Source organism: Streptomyces sp. NPDC031121 (genome assembly GCF_055570615.1).
In genome coordinates, this window is the sequence record NZ_JBVIGV010000005.1 from 278747 (window position 1) to 296554 (window position 17808).

Below are 17808 nucleotides of genomic sequence, written 5' to 3' on the forward strand. Positions count from 1 at the left end.
GCCCTTGGCGCGCCAGGCGTCGCGCCGGGCTATGCGGAGGGCCGCGACCCAGGAGTGGTACGCCTTCACCGGCCGCCCGCCTGCCCCGGCAGCAGCGACTCGGCGTGGCTGCGCAGTGTGGAGTCGACGACGTTGCCGTCGCGCAGGAAGACCACGCGGTCGGCCCAGGCGGCGAACCGCGGTTCGTGGGTGACGAGGATGCCGGCCGCGCCGGCGTCGCAGCGCGCCCGGAGCAGGGCGAGGACGGATTCGCCGGTCTCGGAGTCGAGGGCGCCGGTGGGCTCGTCGGCGAGGACCAGGCGGCGGTCGCCGACCAGGGCGCGGGCGATGGCCACGCGCTGCTGCTGGCCGCCGGACATCTCGTCGGGGAACCGGTCGGCGGTGGCGCGCAGCCCCATCTCGTCCAGGGCGGCCAGGGCGCTGCCGCGGGCCCTGCGGGCCGGGACCCCGTCGAGTTCGAGGGGCAGGGCGACGTTCTCGGCGGCGGTGAGGGCCGGGATCAGGTTGTAGTCCTGGAAGACGTAGCCGATGCTGCGGCGGCGCAGGGCGGCGAGTTCCCTGCGGCTTGCGGTGGTGATGTCGGTGCCCTCGACGAGGACGCGGCCGCTGGTCGGCATGTCGAGGCCGCCGGCGAGGGTGAGCAGCGTGGACTTGCCGGACCCGGACGGGCCCATGACGGCGACGAGTTCGCCGGGGTACACGGAGAGGTCGACGCCGCGCAGGGCGTGCACCTCGGTGGCGCCGGTGCCGTGCGTGCGGACCAGCTCCCGGAGCTGGAGTACGGGTTGTGCGGTGTGCGGGTGAGGGTCGGGCATGGTCCCCCCTGGGACGGTGGTGGCGTCAGCGCGGCGGGGCGTGGGACGCGCGGGGTTTCGGGGCGGTGGCGGGGTCGTCGGCCTGGGGCGGGTCCGCCTCGGCTCTCCGGTCGGCCGTCAGGGAGAGCCGTACGAGCCGGGATTCGCTGTGGTCGAGCCAGCGGGCCTCCGCCTCGGTCTGGAAGATGAGCTGTTCGAGGACGAGCAGCCAGGCCACGTCGTCGCGTGCGCGGGCGGTGCCCGACTCCAGGGCGGCCAGGGCCTGCGCCTTGAGGCGGGTGTAGTCCTGCATCGCCTTGACCGTGGCGTGCCGCTGGGCCTGGATGACCGCGCGGATGTCCACGCCGGGGGAGCCGACGGCCATGGCGAGCTTGATGGCCAGCTCGTCGCGGGGCGGGCTGGTGCGGTCGACGGGGCGCTCGTACCAGAGGCGCAGCTCGGCGCGGCCCGCCTCGGTGATGGCGTACAGGGTGTGGCCGGCGGAGTCCTCGCCGCCGGGGGCGACGAGCCCGTCGCGCTCCAGGCGGGCGAGGGTCGTGTACACCTGGCCTACGTTGAGCGGCCAGGTGGAGCCGGTGCGGGATTCGAAGCCGGTGCGCAGCTGGGAGCCGTAGCGGGGTCCCTCATCCAGCAGGGCGAGTAGTCCGTGGCGGATCGACATACTGAGTATGTATACCGAGTATGCTGTCGGCCGCAACCATCGTCCGGCGTAGTCCCCGAGGGGGAGGCGGACTCCGGTGAACCGCCCGCGGGCGGTTCACAGACCGCGTCGCAGCCGCGCCCCGAGGTAGCCCAGGCCGATGCCCATCAGGGCGAAACCGGTGCCGAGCGGCAGGAGATGGGCGGCCAGGTCCGCGGCGCGGTCGTTCCGGCCGGTGCCGAGTGCCGTGACCGGCGTCGGCGGCACGGGTGCGTCGGGTGCGTCGGGTGCGTCGGGTGCGTCGGGCGGGACGGGTGCGTCGGGCCGTACGGGCGCCTCGGGCCGTACGGGCGCGTCGGGTGCCTGCGGTGCGTCGGGCGGCCGGGCCGGGTGGTGCGGGACGGGCCGGGCGGGCGGGAGGGGGCGGGAGGCAGGCGCGGCCCGCGGGTTCGGCGGCTCCCCCGCGGGGCGCCCGGGCCGCGGCCGGCCCACGCCGGCTGGGGTGCCGGCCAGCTGTGCGCGCATGCCGGGCTCTTCGCCGTTGCGGTCGCCGTCGGACTCGCGCCCGTCCCGTCGCACCGTCCCGTCCGGCCCGGCCGGCTCACCGCGGCCGACCGGCTCGTCGTGCGCGGCCGCCGCAGCCGGGCCGTCCGGCTCGCCGCGGCCGTCCGGCTCCCGGCGGTCGTCCGTCTCGCCGCGGCCGTCCGGCTCCAGGCGGTCGTCCGGCTCCGCCGGAAGGCTGCGGTCCGGTCCGGCCCGGCCGTCCTCCGCGCCGCCCCCCGGGCCCTCCTGCCCCTCCCGGCTCCCGCGCCCGCCCCGTCCGTACTGCCCGTCCCGCCCGTCCCCGTCGCCTGGTTCGCCGCTCCCGCCCGCCTCCCGCCCGGCCTCCTGCCGCGCCGCAGCCGGGCCCGGTCCCGCCGGGCCCGCGGCCGCCGCCGCGGGCGGTGCCGCCGCGCCGGGGGTGCCGGGGAGGGCGCAGGCGGCGGCCGCGGCGGCCAGGACCGCCCCGGCCGCCCAGTGCCGTGTGCGGCGTCGGTGCACGGCGAGCGCCTCCCGTCCGCAGGGTCCCCCTGGGCGGAGCCCGGGAGGAGGCCGAGATGTCCCGCCCAGAGTCACATGGTGGGGCAAAAGCGGCATCCCGGGCGCCCCATACGGGGGGCCCGGGATGCCGGTGTCGCCGGAAGGGCCCCGTACGGGCCCTTCAGCCGCTGCCGGGGGCGCCTACTGCGGGTCCCCGGTGGAGACGACCAGGGTGAACTCGGTCCCCTCCTTGTCGACCTTGCCGCCCGCCTCGGGCAGCTGCTGCAGGACGGTGTCCTCGCCGTAGACGGCCTCGTCCCGCTTCTCGATCTTGTACTTCCATCCGGCGGCCTGGATGCACTCCTTCACCGAGCGCAGGTGCTTGTACCGGAAGTCCGGCGCGATCACCTTCGTCGCGTCGCTGTAGTGCTTCGTCGGCTCCTTGCACTTCTGCGGGTCGATCGTGCGCGTGGTGTCCGGGCCCTTGTGCCCGGCCTTGGCGGAGCCGGAGGGGCTGGCCTGGCCGCCCGCCGGCTGCGCGTTCGTCTGGTCGTCCTTCTTGCCCGGCTCGCCGTTGCCGGAGACCGCGTAGACCAGCCCGCCCACGGCGAGCAGCGCCACGGCGATCGCGCCGACCACGACCGGCATGTTCTTCCGGCCGCCCGCCCCGGAAGCGGCAGGCGCGGCCTGCCCGGAGCCGGCGAACGGCGGCGGCGTGTGCGGGGCGTGCGGCGCGTACTGCTGGGCCGTCTGCGGCTGCGGCGGGTAGGCGTAGCCTCCCTGGCCCATCGCCGCCGGCGGCGGCGTCGGTGCGTACGGGGCGGGCGCCGGCGTCGGCGCGTACGGCTGCTGCACGGCGTGCCCGGGCGGCGGGCCCTGGAGGCCCGAGTCGAGCGGCGGGAAGACGGCAGAGCCGACGCCCGCGCCGCTGCCGCCCGCGTGGGCGCCGGGGACGATGGCCGGGGCGCCGGCCTGCCCGGCCGCCAGCACCCGCGCGATCTCGTCGCGCATCGCGGCGGCGGTGGGGAAGCGCTCGTTCGGGTTCTTCTTCAGCGCCCGCGCCACAAGGGCGTCCATCGCCGGGGTGAGGGACCGGTTGACGGAGGACGGGGCGACCGGCTCCTCCTGGACGTGCGCGTAGGCGATCGCCAGCGGCGAGTCGGCGTCGAACGGCAGCCGGCCCGTCAGCAGCTGGAAGAGCATGATGCCGACCGAGTACAGGTCGGAGCGGGCGTCGACGCCGCGGCCCAGCGCCTGCTCCGGAGACAGGTACTGCGGGGTGCCGACCACCATGCCGGTCTGCGTCATCGACGTGACGCCCGACTGCATGGCGCGGGCGATGCCGAAGTCCATCACCTTGACCACGCCGCGCCTGGTCATCATGACGTTGCCGGGCTTGATGTCGCGGTGGACCAGGCCCATCTCGTGGCTGGTCTCCAGCGCGGCCAGCACGTCGGCCGTCACCTTCAGCGCCTTGTCGGCGGGCATCGCCCCGTACTGGCGGACGTCCTCCTCCAGCACCGAGCCGAGCGGGCGGCCCTCCACGTACTCCATGACGATGTACGGCATGACCGGCGCGTCGGCCCGGCCGTCGGCGAAGGCGACCTCGCCCTCGCCCGTGTCGAAGACCGAGACGATGTTGGTGTGCGACAGTTTGGCAACAGCCTGCGCCTCACGGCGGAACCGCTCGCGGAACGACTGCTCGCGGCCCAGGTCGCTGTGCAGGGTCTTGATGGCGACCTGCCGGTCCAGCGCGGAGTCGTACGCCAGGTAGACGGAGGCCATGCCGCCCGCCCCGAGCAAATCCCTTAGCTGGTAACGGCCACCGGCCAGAGAGCCGCCCGCGTACTGGGCCTGATTGCCGTCCTGGCTCATGACTGTTGCTTCCCCTCGGGGTGTGTCCTGACGCGTCTGGCTGAGCGCATGTCGGGCCCAGTCTGCCGGAGGGCAAGCACACGTCAAGCCAGGTGCCCGTTCCGTGACCGCGGTGCAACGGCGAGCCATTGTCCGGACGGCGACCTGTTCCAAGGCTGTAGCGTTCATCGGAGCACCCGAAAAAGGACCTACCGCTGAGCGCGGCGGCCGAGAGAGACGACGGCGAGGATTCATGGCACCCGAACCCGAGGAACGCGGCGCCGGGATGGCAGATGGTCCTGAGCAGTGGGGCGCCGGCGGCCTGGTCGGCGACGGCCGCTACCGGCTGACGCACCGCCTGGGCCGCGGCGGCATGGCGGAGGTGTTCGCCGCCGAGGACGTCCGGCTCGGCCGGACCGTCGCGGTGAAGCTGCTGCGGGCCGACCTCGCGGAGGACCCGGTCTCCAAGGCCCGCTTCACGCGCGAGGCGCAGTCGGTCGCCGGGCTCAACCACCACGCGGTCGTCGCCGTGTACGACTCCGGCGAGGACAAGGTCGGCGCCGCAACGGTGCCGTACATCGTCATGGAGCTGGTCGAGGGCCGCACCATCCGCGACCTCCTCCTCAGCAGCGCCGAGCCGCCCGGCCCCGAGCAGGCCCTCATCATCGTCTCCGGGGTGCTGGAGGCGCTGGCCTACTCGCACCAGCACGGCATCGTGCACCGCGACATCAAGCCCGCCAACGTCATCATCACCGGTGCCGGCGCCGTCAAGGTGATGGACTTCGGCATCGCCCGCGCCCTGCACGGCGCCCAGTCGACGATGACGCAGACCGGCATGGTCATGGGCACCCCGCAGTACCTGTCGCCGGAGCAGGCCCTCGGCAAGGCCGTCGACCACCGCTCCGACCTGTACGCCACCGGCTGCCTCCTCTACGAACTGCTCGCGCTGCGGCCCCCCTTCACCGGCGAGACCCCGCTGTCGGTGGTCTACCAGCACGTCCAGGACGCGCCGGTGCCGCCCTCGCAGCTGCCCGACGGCCCCGACATCCCGCAGGAACTCGACGGGCTCGTCATGCGCGCCCTCGCCAAGGACCCGGACGACCGGTTCCAGAGCGCCGAGGAGATGCGCGGACTCGTCCAGTACGCCCTCCAGATGCTCCAGGACCAGGGGGCCGGCTCCGGCACCTGGAACACCGGCCCGGTCACCATGGCCCTGCCCCACGGCCGGGGCGGCGCCGCGCCGACCACCGCGATGCCCGTGGCCCAGGGCGGCGCGCAGGGCTATCCCGCGCACGCCACCACCTCGCAGTTCCAGCAGCCGATGGTGCCGCCGCTGAACCCGGACGACGGCGCGGCCTTCCCCGGCGGCTACGACACCCACGGGCGCGGCCACGGCGGCCAGGGCGCGGGCGGCGGCCGCGACGGCTACGACCGGTACGACGACCGCGGCGGCGGCCGCTGGAAGCTGTGGCTGTTCGCCGTCCTCGCCGTCGTCGCCATCGCGGGCGGCGTGGCGTACGCCGTCAGCTCCGTCGGCCAGAAGGGCGGCGGGGGCGGCGGTTCGCCGGCGACCGTGCAGAGCTCTTCCGGCGGCGCACAGAACAGCCCGTCGTCCTCGCAGGCCGCCCCCTCGACGGACACCTCGGGCAACTCCCGTCCCTCGGAGGACTTCTCGCCGCCGCCGAGCCGCACCCGCAACTCCCCGAGCGCCAGCCCCTCGCAGTCGGAGTCGTCCAGCCCGTCGCCCTCCCCGTCGAGGTCGGCCTCGTCCTCGCCGTCGCCCTCGAAGGTGACGCCGTCGTCCAAGAGCCCGTCGGTGCCGGTGGAATCGCCGAAGCCGCAGCAGGAGGACGCGGGCTGAACACCCGCCGGGCACGCATGCACGGGCCCGCCGGCCAAGAAACGGTTCAAATAGTTCCGTTTCTCGGCCGGCGGGCCCGTGCATTGCGCCGTTCCGGTGATTACCGGTCGGAAACTTCTCAGGCGCGGCGCTCGGCCTTCAGCCGCGCCACGTAAGCGGCGGCCTGCGACCGGCGCTCCATGCCGAGCTTCGCCAGCAGGCCGGACACGTAGTTTTTGATCGTCTTCTCGGCGAGGTGCAGCCGCTCGCCGATCGCCCGGTTGGTCAGGCCCTCGCCGATCAGGTCGAGGATCCTGCGCTCCTGCTCGGTCAGGTTCGCCAGCCGGTCGTCGCCCCGGCCGCCCCCGCCGTCCCGCAGCCGCTCCAGCACCCGCGCCGTCGCCACCGGGTCGAGCAGCGACCGGCCCGCCGCCACGTCCCGCACGGCGCCCAGCAGCTCACTGCCGCGGATGGCCTTCAGGACATACCCCGAGGCCCCCGCCATGATCGCGTCGAAGAGGGCCTCGTCGTCGGCGAAGGAGGTCAGCATCAGGCACTTGACGGCCTCGTCCCGCGAGCGGACCTCCCGGCAGACCTCCACCCCGCTGCCGTCCGGCAGGCGCACATCGAGGACGGCCACGTCGGGCCGGGTGGCGGGGATGCGCACGAGGGCATCGGCTGCGCTGCCGGCCTCTCCGACGATCTCGATGTCCTCCTCCCCCGACAGGAGCTCGTGGACGCCGCGCCGTACCACTTCGTGGTCGTCCAGGAGGAATACCTTGATTTTTCCGTCTTCGCGCACGAACTCAGTTTCACACACTCACCCCTTCCCCCAGGTCGTTACCCGGGATAACGTGCCGTTGTTCCGGCCCCCTGCAAGGCTGTGACCAGTGGTTGTTCCCGCGACCCCGGATTTACTTGGAAATCCAAGCAAAAACGCAGGTCAGCGGGGTTTCGCAGTTATGCGGCGCACTGGGTAACGTGCATTGCGCAGGGCAGTCGCCGGGGCACCTGTCACGCTCGGATCCCGTACACGACGCGCACCCACCCCGTGCGCGGCCACGGAGCCGGGTGAGCCGCACTGGACCCCGGAGAACCCGGGAGCCGGACCGACGGAGGAGCAACACGTGACCGTGGAGAGCACTGCCGCGCGCAAGCCGCGACGCAGCAGCGGCACCAAGCGGGCGGCAGGCGCCGCGAGCGCCGCCAAGGCCCCCGCAGCCAAGGCCGCCGCCACCCCGCAGAACGCCGAGCCGCAGCTCGTGCAGCTGCTGACGCCCGAAGGCGAGCGCATCGGCGCCGCGGAGAACCCCGACAACGCGGAGTTCGCGGCCTTCGTCGAGGACATCACCACCGAGGACCTGCGCGGGCTCTACCGCGACATGGTCCTCACCCGCCGCTTCGACGGCGAGGCCACCGCCCTGCAGCGCCAGGGCGAGCTGGGCCTGTGGGCCTCGCTGCTCGGCCAGGAGGCCGCCCAGATCGGCTCCGGCCGAGCCCTGCGCGACGACGACTACGTCTTCCCGACCTACCGCGAGCACGGGGTGGCGTGGTGCCGCGGGGTCGACCCGACGAACCTCCTCGGCATGTTCCGCGGCGTGAACCACGGCGGCTGGGACCCCAACGGCAACAACTTCCACCTGTACACGATCGTCATCGGCTCGCAGACGCTCCACGCGACCGGGTACGCGATGGGCGTGGCCAAGGACGGCGCCGACTCGGCGGTCATCGCCTACTTCGGCGACGGCGCGTCCAGCCAGGGCGACGTCGCCGAGGCCTTCACCTTCTCGGCCGTCTACAACGCCCCCGTGGTGTTCTTCTGCCAGAACAACCAGTGGGCGATCTCCGAGCCGACCGAGCGCCAGATGCGCGTGCCGCTCTACCGCCGCGCCGAGGGCTTCGGCTTCCCCGGCGTCCGCGTCGACGGCAACGACGTCCTCGCCTGCCTCGCGGTGACCCGCTGGGCCCTGGACCGCGCCCGCCGCGGCGAGGGCCCGACGCTCGTCGAGGCGTACACCTACCGCATGGGCGCCCACACCACCTCCGACGACCCGACGCGCTACCGGCGCGACGAGGAGCGGCAGGCCTGGGAGGCCAAGGACCCGATCCTGCGCCTGAAGGCCCACCTGCTCGCCTCCGGCGGCGCCGACGAGGCCTTCTTCGAGCAGCTGGAGACCGAGAGCGAGGCCCTCGGCAAGCGCGTCCGCGAGGTGGTGCGCGCCATGCCCGACCCCGACACCATGGCGATCTTCGAGAACGTCTACGCGGACGGGCACGCGCTCGTCGACGAGGAGCGCGCCCAGTTCGCCGCCTACCTCGCGTCCTTCGAGGAGGGTCACTGATGGCTGTCGAGAAGATGTCGGTCGCGAAGGCGCTCAACGAGTCGCTGCGCAAGGCCCTGGAGACGGACCCGAAGGTCCTGATCATGGGCGAGGACGTCGGCAAGCTGGGCGGCGTCTTCCGGATCACCGACGGGCTCCAGAAGGACTTCGGCGAGGACCGGGTCATCGACACCCCGCTCGCCGAGTCCGGCATCGTCGGCACGGCGGTCGGCCTGGCCCTGCGCGGCTACCGCCCGGTCGTGGAGATCCAGTTCGACGGGTTCGTCTTCCCCGCGTACGACCAGATCGTCACGCAGCTCGCCAAGATGCACGCCCGCGCGCTGGGCAAGGTCAAGCTGCCCGTCGTCGTCCGCATCCCCTACGGTGGCGCGATCGGCGCCGTCGAGCACCACTCGGAGTCCCCCGAGGCCCTGTTCGCGCACGTCGCGGGCCTGAAGGTGGTCTCCCCGTCGAACGCGAGCGACGCCTACTGGATGCTCCAGCAGGCCATCCTCAGCGACGACCCGGTGATCTTCTTCGAGCCGAAGCGCCGCTACTGGGACAAGGGCGAGGTCGACACCGAGGCCATCCCGGACTCCCTGCACACCTCGCGCGTCGCCCGCGAGGGCGCCGACATCACGCTGGCCGCCTACGGCCCGATGGTGAAGCTCTGCCTGGAGGCGGCCGCCGCCGCGGCCGAGGAGGGCAAGTCGGTAGAGGTCGTCGACCTGCGCTCGATGTCCCCGATCGACTTCGACGGGCTGCAGGCCTCCGTCGAGAAGACCCGCCGGCTCGTGGTCGTCCACGAGGCGCCGGTGTTCCTCGGCGTCGGCTCGGAGATCGCCGCCCGCATCACCGAGCGCTGCTTCTACCACCTGGAGGCGCCGGTGCTGCGCGTGGGCGGCTTCCACGCCCCGTATCCGCCGGCCCGCCTGGAGGAGGAGTACCTGCCGGGCCTGGACAGGGTGCTCGACGCCGTCGACCGCTCGCTGGCGTACTGAGGAGAGCCCCCGTGACCATCCGCGAATTCAAGATGCCCGACGTGGGCGAGGGCCTCACCGAGGCCGAGATCCTCAAGTGGTACGTCCAGCCCGGTGACACCGTCACCGACGGCCAGGTCGTCTGCGAGGTCGAGACGGCGAAGGCGGCCGTGGAGCTGCCGATCCCCTTCGACGGCACGGTGCACGCGCTCCTCTTCGAGGAGGGCACCACCGTCGACGTCGGCCAGGTCATCATCTCCGTGCAGACGGGCCCCGGCGGCGAGCCCGAGCCCGCCGCCCCCGCCGCGGAGGCCCCGGCCGCCGCGCCGGAGGCCGCCGAGGAGCCGGCGCCGGAGGGCCGCCAGCCCGTCCTCGTGGGCTACGGCGTCTCCCAGTCGTCGACCAAGCGCCGCCCGCGCAAGGCCGCCCCGGCCGCGCAGAACGGCGCTGCCGCCCCGGCCGCGGCACCCGCCGCTGCGGTCCCGGCCGCCGTCCCGGCCGCCGCGCCCGCGCTCAACGGCAGCGGGCACGCCCTCGCGGGCGGCGGCGACCGGCCGCTGGCCAAGCCGCCCGTCCGCAAGCTCGCCAAGGACCTCGGGATCGACCTGGCCTCCGTGGTGCCCACCGGCGAGGGCGGCGTCGTGACCCGCGAGGACGTGCACGCCGCCGCCGCGGCCGCGCTCGCCCCGCAGGCCGCCGCCCCCGCGGCCGCGCCGGCCGCCGCGCCCGCCGCCCCGGCGGCCGTGCCCGCCCAGGCCGCCCCGGCGGCCGAGCCGGGCGCCCGGGAGACCCGTATCCCGGTCAAGGGCGTCCGCAAGGTCACCGCCCAGGCCATGGTCGGCTCCGCGTTCACCGCGCCGCACGTCACCGAGTTCATCACCCTCGACGTGACACGCACGATGAAGCTGGTCCAGGAGCTCAAGGCCGACCCGGACCTGGCGGGGCTGCGGATCAACCCGCTGCTGCTCGTCGCCAAGGCGGTGCTGGTCGCCGTCCGCCGCAACCCGGACGTCAACGCGTCCTGGGACGAGGCGGCCCAGGAGATCGTGCTCAAGCACTACGTCAACCTGGGCATCGCGGCGGCCACCCCGCGCGGCCTGATCGTCCCCAACATCAAGGACGCGCACGCCAAGACGCTGCCGGAGCTGTCCGAGGCCCTGTCCGCGCTGGTCGCCACGGCCCGCGACGGCAAGACCTCCCCGGCGGACATGCAGGGCGGCACCCTCACCATCACCAACGTCGGCGTCTTCGGCGTCGACACCGGCACGCCCATCCTGAACCCCGGCGAGTCCGCGATCCTCGCGGTCGGCGCGATCAAGCTCCAGCCGTGGGTCCACAAGGGCAAGGTGAAGCCGCGCCACGTCACGACGCTGGCGCTGTCCTTCGACCACCGCCTGATCGACGGCGAGCTCGGCTCGAAGTTCCTGGCGGACATCGCGGCCGTGCTGGAGCACCCGCGCCGCCTGGTCACCTGGTCGTAGCGGACGCCCCGCACCGGCCTGCGGCCGGCTCCCCGCACGGGGAGCCGGCCGCTTCCGCGTTCCCGCCGGGGCGCACGGCCGGACGGGTGACGAGGTAGCCTCCCCGCCGTGAGAGGAGGTCCGGTGCCCATCGCCGCGTTGCAGGTGTACTCCGTCGAGGAGGCGGACGGCTCGGGAGGGGTGTGCCGGGTGCGGTGCATCGGCGGCGCCGCCCGCACCGGGCAGGTGTACGCCGCGGGCGACGCCCGTCTCGGCCTGCGCTGGATCGAGCGTCAGGGCCGCCGCGAGTCCACGCTCGGCGCCGGCCGGGCGGCCCGCGTGCACCTGGCGGGCCCCGCGGCCGCCCTGCTGAGCGGCGGCCAGGTGCTGACCGCCGTACCGCCCGGCGGGCACGCGCTGGAGGAGCTGGAGGCCTGGCTGGCGACGGAGCCGCCGCTCGGCGACGAACCGCACCCGATGACGCTGAGCAGCCTGGCCGCCGCCGGGATGCAGGACGAGGCGCTGTCCGACGCACGGCGGCTGCGCTGGGGCCGGGTGGCGCTGGCCGCGGTCGAGCGCCGGGCCGACTGGGCGGGGCTGCACCCGCTGGACCGCGCCGCCGACAGGGCGGGCGTACGGGTCTACCTGCTCCGGGAGTTCGGGCCCGGCCGGGGCGGGGACCCGGCCGCGCTGTGCCGGGAGCTGCTGGCCATGATCGACTTGGCGCCCGCCGAGGCGGTCGCGCAGGCGCAGGCCTGGCGGGAGCTGCCCCGGCGGCGCATCCGGCACCTGCGGCGGATCAAGGTGCTGCTGGACCGGATGGCCGCGGTGGGACCGCAGCTGGCCGAGTCGGACGACGCGGTCGTGCGGGCCGTCGGGGAGTGGGCGGGGGTGCGGGCGCTGCTGCCCTGAGCCGCGGTGCTCGGCGCCGCCCGCGGCGTGGCGGCCCAGCGGGTGCGGCCGCCCCCACCGCGGCGCCGCCGCCGTCGCCGCCCGCGACGGCTCGGCCGGTGCCCAGCGGGTACGTCCTCGTCACGGACGAGCGCGGCTTCAGCCTGGCCGTACCGCAGGGCGCCCGCCGCTCGGCCGACGGCGAACGGGTCTTCCACACCACGGCGGACGGGGCCGTCCGCGTCGGCGTCCGGACCGGGCCCGTCCCCGCCGGCGGGGCGCTCGGCTCGATGCGCGCCGCCGACGCGCGCGGCCCGGCCGCCAACCCGGGCCACCGGGACTATGCGGTCACCCCGACCACGCACGACGGCCTGCCGGCCGCGCTGTGGGAGTTCACCTGGAACGGCTTCACCGCCGCCGAGGGGCCCCGGCACACGTACGACATCTGCTGGGAGCAGGACGGCACGCTCCGGACGTGTGGGTGTCGGCGGCGGCGGGCCGCACGAAGGAGGCCGGCGCGGTCTCCGACACGGCGGTGGACTCCTGCACCGCGGCGGGCGGCTGACCCGGCGAGGGCGGACACGGCCGGGACGGCGACCGCTCGACGGTCCGCAGCCGGTCGGACGCCGCCATGTCCCCCTCCTTCGCGGCGCTGACGCCTCAGCTCCAGGGGATGTTCCGCCAGGGGCTGCCCGGGTCGGTGGTGAGCGCCCGGTGGGTGGCTGCCATGCCGGTGTACCAGTGCCCGTACTCCTCCTCGTCGAACTGGAGGCAGCGGCCGAGGACGAAGCCGGCGGAGAGGTCCTCCCACGAGCGGTACGCCAGCCGGCACGCCCGCCCGGCCCGGACGACGAACCCCTCGGCCTCCTCGACGGTGCCGAAGCGGGCGCCGACGCCCCAGCGGGCCATCTGGGAGGCCCGCCCATAGTCCCAGGCCTCGACGGAGCGGACCCAGCGGCCCTCGGCGAGGATCCCGTCGGCGCGGAAGCGCTGCTCGTACCGGGCGATCCGGCCGATGACCCGCTGCACGCCCGCGATCTCGCCCTCGATCTCCGCGGTGGCGCGGGGCCGGGAGACGGTCACCCCGTCCGGGGTGAGGCGCGGCTCGGCGGCGCGCTCGGCGTTGGCCCGCAGGGTGGCCTCGGTGGCGTGCCGCCAGTGCTCGATGTCGACGGGCCCGGCGAACTCGCGGGCGAGCGCGGAGCGGACGCGCAGCGCGAACTCCCACACCGAGCTGACCATGTCGGCCGCCAGCAGCTGCTCCACCGTGGACAGCCACTCCTCGCGGGTGGTGACCCCCCACCACTCGCGCAGCTTCTCCCGCTCCTTCAGGTAGCCGGCGCCGTGGTAGCCGAGCGCGTTCCAGAACTGCCCGTTGTGTACCGACAGATGTGCCCCGCAGGCCAGCCCGAACGCGACGGGCCCGTGCAGCGGCCCTCCGACGTGCAGGGCGTGCACCGCGTCCTGCTCCAGGCCGTACCGGTCGGCACGCTCCCAGTGGCCCTTCCACACCTCGCGGTCGGCGGGCGAGGCCGGCAGGAAGGCCTCGCAGGGCGTGCCGGGGTTCACGGCGAGGTACGGGGGGTCGCCGGGGTCGATGCGGTGCGCGAACCAGCTGAGGCTGTGCCGGGAGAACACCTGGTCGGGGGTGGGCGGGGGCAGCATGCCGGCGGTGTAGGCGACGAAGCACTGGGCACGCGCCTGCGGGAACCAGACCGGCTGCATCCAGACGGCGCGGGGGTTGGCGTCCTGGAAGCGCCGGTCCTGCGGGACGAACAGCTCGGCCCGGGCGAGGGCGTCGAAGTAGCCGCCCCAGTCCCCCGCCGCCTTGGCCCCGTACAGCTCTCGTTCTATGGCGCTCGGCGCGATCCAGTTGCCCATGCATCGAACCCTAACGGCGCCCCGCACTCCCGAACTCGGCCCATACGGTCTTGCCGACCACCCGCTCGGTGCACCCCCACCGGTCGGCCACGGCACCGACGATCCCGAGGCCGCGCCCGGTCTGCTCCTCGGCTCCGGCCGCGCGCACGAGCGGCCGCCGCTCGCCCCTGGGGTCGGTGACCTCGATGCGGAGCACCGGACCGGTGAGCCGGACCTCGACGCGCAGGAACCGGCCCTGCACGGAGCCGTGCAGGAGGGCGTTGGTGGTCAGTTCGCTGGCGACCAGTGCGAGGTCGGCCGCCGCGTCGGGCCGCCCCCAGGCCACCGCGAGCCAGGCGGCTCGCCGCCGGGCCTCCGGAACGGAGTCCTGCCGGGGCGGGTAGTCCCGCACATCGCGCCGCATCGGCTCGTCCATCTGCACGCACCTCCGGTGAGGGCGGTGGCTCTGCCGTGCGGGCAGCACGGTGCACTTCCGCCAACTGGAATCTGTCAGTGAGGAGTTCGTCGCCGAACGTAAAGGCGGGCTGCTCCGGGAGCAAGTGGTTCGGGGAACATCTTCCCCAGATGAGTGAGGATGTCGACTGGCGGCGGTCCAGGGCGCGAAACTGTCCCGGTGAACCGTGGGATGCGAGAGGGCCAGGGCAACCGTGTGTCGACGGTGCTGGGGCGGAGACTGGGCGGCGAGCTGTACAAGCTCCGCACCGGGGCGGGCAGGACACAGGCGCAGGCGGCCCGGGCGATCAGCGCCACTTCGACGAAGATCGTGAAGATGGAGAGCGGTTGGGTGCCGATGAGGGACCCAGATATCCGTGTGCTGTGCGATTTCTACGACATGACCGACGAACAGTTCGTCGGGAGCCTGCTGGATTTGGCTCGGCTGGACCGCGAGCGCCGCAAGGCCAAGGGCTGGTGGCTCCACTCCCCCGTCGCAGGGTCGATGGCGGAGTACATCGCGATGGAGGACGCCGCGGAAAGGGTGCGCACGTGGCAGCTGTCGCTTGTGCCCGGCCTTCTGCAAACGGCGGACTATACGCGGGCCCTGGCCGTGAGCGACGAGCACTGGGAGGACCCGGACGACATCGAGCGTGTCGTCGCCGTCCGGATGAAGCGGCAGCACCGGCTGCGCAGCGAGGCGCCACTCCAGGTGCACGCGGTGATCTGGGAAGCCGCGCTGCGGCAGGAGGTGGGCGGAGCCGAGGTGATGTGTGCCCAGCTCGGCCACTTGCTGGAGGTTGCCGAACTACCCAATGTGCACGTACAGGTGCTGCCGTTCCGTGCGGGCGGCCACCCTTCCATGAGCGGCCCCTTCAACGTGGTCTCGTTTGCCGAGGCCGAGGCGATCGACGTGGTCCATGCCGACGGCATGGGTTCTACTGTCTGGGTGGAGAGCCGGGAGCAGAGCGCCGTGTACAGCCGCTGCTTCGACCGCACGGCGCGAATGAGCCTGGCTCCACGTGATTCCGTCCAGCTGATCGACCGCATCCGGAAAGGGCTCCGAACATGACCCGGTTCGAATTCGCGAAATCCACGTTCAGCACCTCCAGTGGCGAGTGCGTCGAGGTGGCGTTGAACGTGCCCGGCTCGGTGGCCGTGCGGGACAGCAAGCGGGACGGTGGGCCCGTCGTCGTGGTGGGGGAGGCCGCCTGGGCCGTGTTCCTCGGCGGCGGCGGCCTCGGCGGGCGATAGGGAGGCGGTCAGCGGCGGGTGAGGGCCGTGCTCATCGCGGCGGCGGTGCGGGTCAGTTCCGCGGGGTCGGTGCGGCGTGCGATGAGGGCGACCTGGTGGGCCGTCTGGTGGATCAGGAGGTCCTCGCCGCTCAGGACCGGGGCCGCGCGGGAGTGCCAGGCCGCGGCCAGGCGGGTGGGCCGCGGGGTGGGGAGGACGTCGCACAGGACGCCCGGGGCGGGTGGGACCTGTGGGGCCAGGGGGTCCGTCGCGCCGGGCGGGGTGGTCGATATGACCGGGGGAGCGGTGAGGGATTCCGCCGCGCGGTCCCAGGCCGCGGTGCGGACCACCGCGCCCAGGCGTTCCGCGCAGCGGTGCGCCTCGGCGGCCCGGGACGGGGTGCGGGTGTAGACCGTCGTCTCCCGGACGCCGAGCCGGGCCAGGGAGGCGAGGGCCGCGGCGGCGGCGGTGCCCGCGCCGAGGACGGCCGCGGAGGCGGCCCGGTGCACGCCCCGCTCGGCCAGGGCCGCGACGAGGCCGGGCACGGCGGTGTTGTCGCCGCCGCGGCGGCCGTCCGCGTCCAAGACGACCGTGTCCACGGCCCCGACGGCCGCCGCGGCCGGTGCGACCCCGTCCAGCAGCGGGACCGCCGCCCGCGTCAGCGGCATGGTCAGGGACATGCCCTCCCAGGCGCTGCCCGCGGCCGTCTCCGGGAAGGCCGGCAGGGCGGCCTCGTCCACGTCGACGCTGCCGTACGTCCAGTCCGCCAGGCCGAGTTCCCGGTACGCGGCCCGGTGCAGGAGGGGGGCGAGGGAGCGGGCGAGGGGTGAGCCGAGTACCGCGGCCGAGCAGTCCGCGGGGCGGAGCGCGGACACAGGAGGGTCTCCTTCCTCTTGAGCTGCGCAAGAGGCGTCCGATGGTGGCCGCACCACCATCCGCGGCTTCCGCGAGGGTGGTGCGGCCACCGTTTCGTGCCGTCAGGGGGTGGGTGGGACGGGCGGGGCGGGTGGTCCACCGCCGGTCCGGCGGGCCTCGACGCGCCTGCGAGCGGTCCCCGAGCAGGCCAGGGGGCCGGCGGGCGTTCCGGCACCCGACCGGCTCGGGCGCCTGGTCCACCGCGGCCTGATGACCGGCCGTGCACCGAGGGGCCAATGTGTGTGACGGCTCCACCTGGTTCCCGAACCGCCCCCGAGCGCAGGGTTGAAGCGCTGGAGGAGAAGCCGGGGGAAGGGATGGATCCATCATGAGCGCACCGAGTCTCGAACGACTGGAGACCCTGAGCAGCCGGTTCGTGCCGGATCTGGTCGTGGACGAGCTCTGCGCCGAGTTGTTCGCCTCGCTGCCGCGCAGCGACCAGCGCCGCAAGGGCGAGGTGTACCTGCGCGGCCTGCTCAAGGCCGAGGGCCGCAAGTCGATAAGGAACATCGCCGCGCACGTCGGCGACCGGGCCGCCGAGCAGAGCCTCCACCACTTCGTCGTGTCCTCCACCTGGGACTGGGGCCCGGTCCGGGCCGCGCTCGCCCGGTACCTGGAGCGTGCGCTGCGGCCGCGCGCCTGGGTCGTGCAGCCGGTGGTCATCTCCAAGGCGGGCACGGAGTCGGTCGGGGTGGCCCGCCGCTTCGTGCCGGAGCGCGGCCAGATGGTCAACAGCCAGGTCGCGTTCGGCGTGTGGGCCGTGGGGGAGGAGCAGAGCAGCCCCGTGAACTGGCGGCTGGCGCTGACCGAGCGGTGGCGCGAGAGCGTCGGCCCGCTGTCGCCGAACGTGCACCGCTCGGAGCTGGCGACGAGCCCGCTGGAGTGCGCCACCGGGGCGGTCGAGGAGCTGCGCGACTGGGTCGGGCAGCCGCACCGCCCCGTCGTCTTCGACCTGCCCGACGTCGACCCGGCCGCGGTGGCCCGCCGTTTCGGGCCGGCCGGGCTGCACTTCACGGCGACGGCCCGCGGCTCGATGCGGGTGCGGTGCACCGACCCGGTCCTCCCCGGCAGCGGCAACCGGGAACTCGCCGCGCACCAGCTGCTGCTGATGGCGCGGACCCTGCGCCGGCCGGTGACCTGGCTGGACCCGGTGACGCTCCGGCCGCGGACCTCGCTCGTGGTGGGGGTGCGGGTGGAGCTGCCGCAGGTGGCGGAGCCGCTGGTGCTGTTCGGCGAGTGGACCGACCCGCGCGGCTGGCCCGAGCGCTGCTGGGTCAGCGACATGACGCAGGCCCCCGCCGGGGCCCTGCTGCGGCTGGCGAAGCGGGCGCAGAACGTCGAGCACGACTTCGCGACGGTCTCGCAGAAGGTCGGCATCACCGACTTCGGCGGCCGCTCCTTCGGCGGCTGGCACCGGCACACCACGCTGGCGTCCGCCGCGCACGCGGTCCGCGTCCTGACGGAGCGGGGCGGCGAGCGATAGGGGAGGGCCGGCCTGCCCGCCCCGGGCCTCCGCGAGGCGTACG

Annotated in this window: 16 protein-coding genes; 8 read left to right on the plus strand and 8 right to left on the minus strand. The window is 74.3% G+C overall.

What is annotated here, in order from left to right; translation table 11 throughout:
- Positions 1 to 65: 65 nt before the first annotated feature.
- The 4 genes from ACZ462_RS11455 to ACZ462_RS11470 form a co-directional block, all read right to left on the minus strand.
- On the minus strand, positions 66 to 815 hold the full coding sequence (locus ACZ462_RS11455) for an ABC transporter ATP-binding protein (RefSeq protein ID WP_467805911.1): 750 nt from the start codon (positions 813 to 815) through the stop codon (positions 66 to 68).
- Between the two features lie 25 nt (positions 816 to 840).
- Positions 841 to 1476, minus strand: a complete 636-nt coding sequence (locus tag ACZ462_RS11460; protein ID WP_467805909.1) for a PadR family transcriptional regulator — start codon at positions 1474 to 1476, stop codon at positions 841 to 843.
- A gap of 96 nt (positions 1477 to 1572) precedes the next feature.
- The gene (locus tag ACZ462_RS11465) at positions 1573 to 2496 is read right to left on the minus strand and encodes a hypothetical protein (protein WP_467805908.1); all 924 of its coding nucleotides are present in this window, start codon (positions 2494 to 2496) and stop codon (positions 1573 to 1575) included.
- A 180-nt stretch (positions 2497 to 2676) separates the two neighbouring features.
- The gene (locus ACZ462_RS11470) at positions 2677 to 4350 is read right to left on the minus strand and encodes a protein kinase domain-containing protein (protein ID WP_467805907.1); all 1674 of its coding nucleotides are present in this window, start codon (positions 4348 to 4350) and stop codon (positions 2677 to 2679) included.
- Between the two features lie 232 nt (positions 4351 to 4582).
- On the opposite strand from ACZ462_RS11470, the gene ACZ462_RS11475 reads away from it, so the two are divergent.
- A complete protein-coding gene (locus ACZ462_RS11475; protein WP_467805905.1) occupies positions 4583 to 6190 on the plus strand; it encodes a protein kinase domain-containing protein in 1608 nt (535 codons plus the stop codon).
- A gap of 118 nt (positions 6191 to 6308) precedes the next feature.
- Here the strand turns inward: ACZ462_RS11475 and ACZ462_RS11480 are convergent, their stop codons facing one another.
- A complete protein-coding gene (locus ACZ462_RS11480) occupies positions 6309 to 6971 on the minus strand; it encodes a response regulator (protein ID WP_467805904.1) in 663 nt (220 codons plus the stop codon).
- 325 nt (positions 6972 to 7296) lie between these two features.
- Between ACZ462_RS11480 and pdhA the strand changes: the two genes are divergently transcribed.
- From pdhA to ACZ462_RS11500, 4 genes are all read left to right on the plus strand, one after another.
- Positions 7297 to 8511, plus strand: a complete 1215-nt coding sequence (gene pdhA / locus ACZ462_RS11485) for a pyruvate dehydrogenase (acetyl-transferring) E1 component subunit alpha (protein WP_467805903.1) — start codon at positions 7297 to 7299, stop codon at positions 8509 to 8511.
- A complete protein-coding gene (locus tag ACZ462_RS11490; RefSeq protein ID WP_467805902.1) occupies positions 8511 to 9491 on the plus strand; it encodes an alpha-ketoacid dehydrogenase subunit beta in 981 nt (326 codons plus the stop codon). The genes pdhA and ACZ462_RS11490 overlap by 1 nt, the downstream gene beginning before the upstream one ends.
- Positions 9492 to 9523: 32 nt before the next feature.
- Positions 9524 to 10951 (plus strand): dihydrolipoamide acetyltransferase family protein, encoded by a 1428-nt coding sequence (locus ACZ462_RS11495; protein WP_467805974.1) that lies wholly within the window; start codon positions 9524 to 9526, stop codon positions 10949 to 10951.
- Between the two features lie 108 nt (positions 10952 to 11059).
- Positions 11060 to 11842, plus strand: a complete 783-nt coding sequence (locus ACZ462_RS11500) for a hypothetical protein (protein ID WP_467805901.1) — start codon at positions 11060 to 11062, stop codon at positions 11840 to 11842.
- A gap of 639 nt (positions 11843 to 12481) precedes the next feature.
- Here the strand turns inward: ACZ462_RS11500 and ACZ462_RS11505 are convergent.
- Both ACZ462_RS11505 and ACZ462_RS11510 read right to left on the minus strand, forming a co-directional pair.
- Entirely contained in the window at positions 12482 to 13702 is a 1221-nt protein-coding gene (locus ACZ462_RS11505; protein ID WP_467805898.1) for a DUF1266 domain-containing protein, read from the minus strand.
- Positions 13703 to 13712: 10 nt separating this feature from the next.
- Entirely contained in the window at positions 13713 to 14117 is a 405-nt protein-coding gene (locus ACZ462_RS11510) for an ATP-binding protein (protein WP_467805897.1), read from the minus strand.
- A gap of 210 nt (positions 14118 to 14327) precedes the next feature.
- On the opposite strand from ACZ462_RS11510, the gene ACZ462_RS11515 reads away from it, so the two are divergent.
- Together ACZ462_RS11515 and ACZ462_RS11520 are read left to right on the plus strand one after the other, a co-directional pair.
- A complete protein-coding gene (locus ACZ462_RS11515; RefSeq protein WP_467805972.1) occupies positions 14328 to 15206 on the plus strand; it encodes a helix-turn-helix domain-containing protein in 879 nt (292 codons plus the stop codon).
- Positions 15203 to 15388 (plus strand): DUF397 domain-containing protein, encoded by a 186-nt coding sequence (locus ACZ462_RS11520; protein ID WP_467805895.1) that lies wholly within the window; start codon positions 15203 to 15205, stop codon positions 15386 to 15388. Before ACZ462_RS11515 ends, ACZ462_RS11520 begins: the two co-directional genes overlap by 4 nt.
- Positions 15389 to 15396: 8 nt before the next feature.
- Here the strand turns inward: ACZ462_RS11520 and ACZ462_RS11525 are convergent, their stop codons facing one another.
- Positions 15397 to 16242 (minus strand): shikimate dehydrogenase, encoded by an 846-nt coding sequence (locus tag ACZ462_RS11525; RefSeq protein WP_467805894.1) that lies wholly within the window; start codon positions 16240 to 16242, stop codon positions 15397 to 15399.
- A 368-nt stretch (positions 16243 to 16610) separates the two neighbouring features.
- Here ACZ462_RS11525 and ACZ462_RS11530 point away from each other — a divergent pair, with 368 nt between their 5' ends.
- Positions 16611 to 17765 carry an IS701 family transposase gene (locus ACZ462_RS11530; protein ID WP_467805892.1) on the plus strand — a complete coding sequence of 385 codons (1155 nt, stop codon included), beginning with the start codon at positions 16611 to 16613 and terminating at the stop codon, positions 17763 to 17765.
- Positions 17766 to 17808: the final 43 nt, after the last annotated feature.